Origin of the sequence: Microcoleus sp. CZ3-B2 (assembly GCF_036705055.1) — a bacterium.
In the GTDB taxonomy this organism is placed as follows: Bacteria; Cyanobacteriota; Cyanobacteriia; order Cyanobacteriales; family Microcoleaceae; genus Microcoleus.
The window spans coordinates 1-3311 of the sequence record NZ_JAUBTN010000130.1 but is presented as its reverse complement, the minus strand read 5'-3'; the positions used below and the strand labels follow the sequence as shown (position 1 = coordinate 3311).

The window sequence follows — 3311 nt, the reverse complement described above, 5'->3', positions numbered from 1 at the left end:
ATTGGTTATTGGTTATTGGTTATTGGTTATTGGTTATTGGTTATTGGTTATTGGTTATTGGTTATTGGTTATTAGTCGTGATTTTTAGGGCATGGCCCAATAGATTGTAGGTAGGAGTTTAATTGAGGGGCTAAGTCGTTAATGAGGGCTGTAAGCTCATTTATCTGTTGAACAGTTAAAAGGTTTCGAGTGTAAGCTCGTCTCAACCAGTGCTGAGTTTCGTTCAGAGAGGCTCTGGCTATTTTTACAAAGCGTCGATTGTCTTGATAGCTGCCTCGTCCTAGTCCTTCTGCTATGTTAGCACCGACGCTATCTGCTGAACGGACAATTTGTTTGCCGATCGTATCTTTGGCAAAAATATCCCAACTGTTAACAATTTTCCAGATCTCATCTGCTAATCGTTCTGATAATCTATAAACCCGCAATTCCTGAAAACTTTTGCTTGTCATATTACCCTCGTTCTTAATAATCGATGACCAATGACTAATGACCAATGACTGCTGACTAATGACCAATGACCAATGACCAATGACCAATGACTAATGACCAATGACCAATGACCAATGACCAATGACTAATGACCAATGACTGCTGACCAATGACCAATGACCAATGACCAATGACCAATGACTAATGACCAATGACCAATGACTAATGACCAATGACTAATGACTAATGACCAATGACCAATGACCAATGACCAATGACTAATGACTAATGACTAATGACCAATGACTAATGACTATCCAATCAGTTGAATCGGCCCGGTAACGCTGCCGCTAAAAAATTGTTTAATTAATAAATTATCTGTGGTTGCAATGTCGCTGACGGTTCCCTCCCACTGCACTTTGCCTTGATAGAGAAATATGATGCGATCGGCTGTGCGGCGGATGGTACTGTCTTGGTGGGTGACGATCGCATAAGTGCTGCAAACTCCTTGAGCTTTCTGCAAGTCGCGGATTAAATCTTCAATTACCGTCGAAGCGATGGGATCTAAACCCGCCGTCGGTTCGTCGTACAGTAAAACCTCTGGATTATCCCTCGCATTATCGGGATTCGCCATGATGGCGCGGGCAAAACTTACCCGCTTCCGCATTCCCCCAGACAACTGCGCTGGATAGCGTTCGCCAATTCCCGGTAAACCCACCATATCCAACTTCTCCTCGACCAATTGCCGAATCCGGGGGCGCGGCAGCTTAGAATGCTGGTACAGTAAAAAACCGACATTCTCCTCCACCGTCAGCGAATCAAACAAAGCCGCTTGCTGAAACACCATCCCAATCCCGATCGGATCTGCCACGTCGTCTACCCATCCCACCCTGCGCTGTCCCTGAACGACAACCTCTCCGGCATCGGGGGCCAACAAACCCGCAATTATCCGCAAAATCGTCGATTTCCCCGTCCCGGAAGGGCCAATAATTGCCAGGGCCTCTCCCCGATAAATGTTCAGATCGACTCGATCGAGGATCTGGTTCTGGCCGAAGGACTTACTTACCCCTTTGAGTTCGATTAGCGGCTCAACCATAAGATGTTATCAATAAGTTGTCAGTCCTCAGTCATCAGTCTAGCTAATGACTGAGGACTCATGACTAATAATTAATGACTTAAATAGACTGCCAGAATCAAAACTCTCTTGTATTGTAAATTTGTCAGATTGAGCTGTTCCAATACCCTTAAGACTAATTAACCATGTCAATTAGTTCATTTCCTAAAGCCCTTCGCGTCTTGGCTAAAGCCAAGCAGGTTATTGCCCATTCCAGAAATCCTTACCCCCCTTCTTTGCGGAACGGGCGAGTTCACCAGTGGTTTAAGTGGTTGGCCCCCGGACTGTTGGTGAAACGGTGGCTGCTGATCAGTGCTAGCGGTGTGGTGCTTGCCACCTTGGGTTTAGCGATTTGGACTGGGATGACTCCGATTTTTTTCTTGTTGCAATTGTTGAGAAATTTTTTGACGTGGATTGCAGAAGTTATTCCCAATTACGTGTCGGGGCCGGTCGTGATTGCTGGCGGGATTTTGTTAATTTTGTGGGGGCAAACTCGCAGTTTGAACTCTATTACTCAAGTGCTGATGCCGGAAGGGAATGAGGAATTGGTCGATCGACTCCTCAACCACCGCCGCTTGCACCGCGGCCCGAAAATTGTGGCAATTGGAGGCGGTACCGGGCTTTCTAATTTGCTCAGGGGATTGAAGGAATACAGTGCCAAAATCACTGCTATTGTCACGGTGGCGGATGACGGCGGGTCTTCCGGGCGACTGCGGCGGGAAATTGGGGTGCTGCCGCCGGGAGATATTCGCAATTGTTTGGCGGCCTTGGCAGATGAGGAAAAGTTATTGACTGAGTTATTTCAATATCGTTTTCAGGCCGGTGACGGTTTGGTGGGCCACAGTTTTGGGAATTTGTTTTTGACGGCGATGAGCGATATTGCTGGAGATTTGGAACAGGCGATCGCCGCGAGTTCTAAAGTTTTAGCGGTTAGGGGAGAGGTGCTGCCGGCCACTCTGAGCGACGTTTCTTTGTGGGCAGAACTGGCTGACGGCAGGATAATTGAGGGGGAGTCCAGCATTACCGAAGCTAACGGAAAAATCGTCAAAATAGGCTGCATTCCTGCTAATCCTCCCGCTTTGCCCAAGGTGGCGATCGCGCTGAGGGAAGCGGATTTTATAATTATTGGGCCGGGGAGTCTTTATACGAGCGTGATTCCGAATTTGTTGGTGCCGGAAATTGCCGAGGCGATCGCCCGCAGCGAAGTTCCGCGCATTTATGTGTGCAATATTATGACTCAGCCGGGAGAAACTGACGGATACAGTGTTGCAGATCACATTCGGGCGATCGATCGCGCTTGCGGCCGGCCCCTGTTCGATGCTGTAGTAGTTCAAGGAAAAGTCCCTTCTGCAAAAGCCTTGATCCGCTATTCTCAGGAAAATTCCTATCCGGTAGTGCTCGATAGAGAAGCCGTAACGCAATTGGGCAGGCGAATAGTCATCGCAAATGTGATGGATGAAGATAAAAATACGGGTTTAATTCGCCACAATTCTCAAAGGTTGGCGGGAATGTTGCTGCGTTGGTACGGGCGCGCCCAGAACATTTAAGCTGTTAACTGTTAACTGTTAGCTGTTGACTGTTGACTGTTAACTGTTAACTGTTGACTGTTGACTGTTAGCTGTTAACTGTTGACTGTTGACTGTTGACTAACAACTGAGGGCGGGCACGGCGCACCGCCCCTACTAACAACTAACAACTAACAACTAACAACCAACAACTAACAACTAACAACTAACAACCAACAACCAACAACTAACAACCAACAACT

General features: G+C 47.3%; 3 protein-coding genes. 1 reads left to right on the top strand and 2 read right to left on the bottom strand.

Annotated elements, in window-relative coordinates; genetic code table 11:
- Window positions 1-71: 71 nt before the first annotated feature.
- Both QUA97_RS28005 and QUA97_RS28000 read right to left on the bottom strand, forming a co-directional pair.
- Window positions 72-449, bottom strand: coding sequence for a four helix bundle protein (locus QUA97_RS28005; RefSeq protein WP_194068304.1), 378 nt, complete (start codon window positions 447-449; stop codon window positions 72-74).
- A gap of 293 nt (window positions 450-742) precedes the next feature.
- Complete coding sequence (locus tag QUA97_RS28000) at window positions 743-1525, bottom strand: ABC transporter ATP-binding protein (protein ID WP_194068302.1); 783 nt, start codon at window positions 1523-1525, stop codon at window positions 743-745.
- 164 nt (window positions 1526-1689) lie between these two features.
- Between QUA97_RS28000 and QUA97_RS27995 the strand changes: the two genes are divergently transcribed.
- Window positions 1690-3090 (top strand): gluconeogenesis factor YvcK family protein, encoded by a 1401-nt coding sequence (locus QUA97_RS27995; protein ID WP_194068300.1) that lies wholly within the window; start codon window positions 1690-1692, stop codon window positions 3088-3090.
- Window positions 3091-3311 lie beyond the last annotated feature (221 nt).

What these genes read in the sequence shown, in the direction of transcription:
- QUA97_RS28005 (WP_194068304.1), bottom strand. Translation starts at nt 449, where the DNA reads ATGACAAGCAAAAGTTTTCAGGAATTGCGGGTTTATAGATTATCAGAA.
- QUA97_RS27995 (WP_194068300.1), top strand. Translation starts at nt 1,690, where the DNA reads ATGTCAATTAGTTCATTTCCTAAAGCCCTTCGCGTCTTGGCTAAAGCC.
- QUA97_RS28000 (WP_194068302.1), bottom strand. Translation starts at nt 1,525, where the DNA reads ATGGTTGAGCCGCTAATCGAACTCAAAGGGGTAAGTAAGTCCTTCGGC.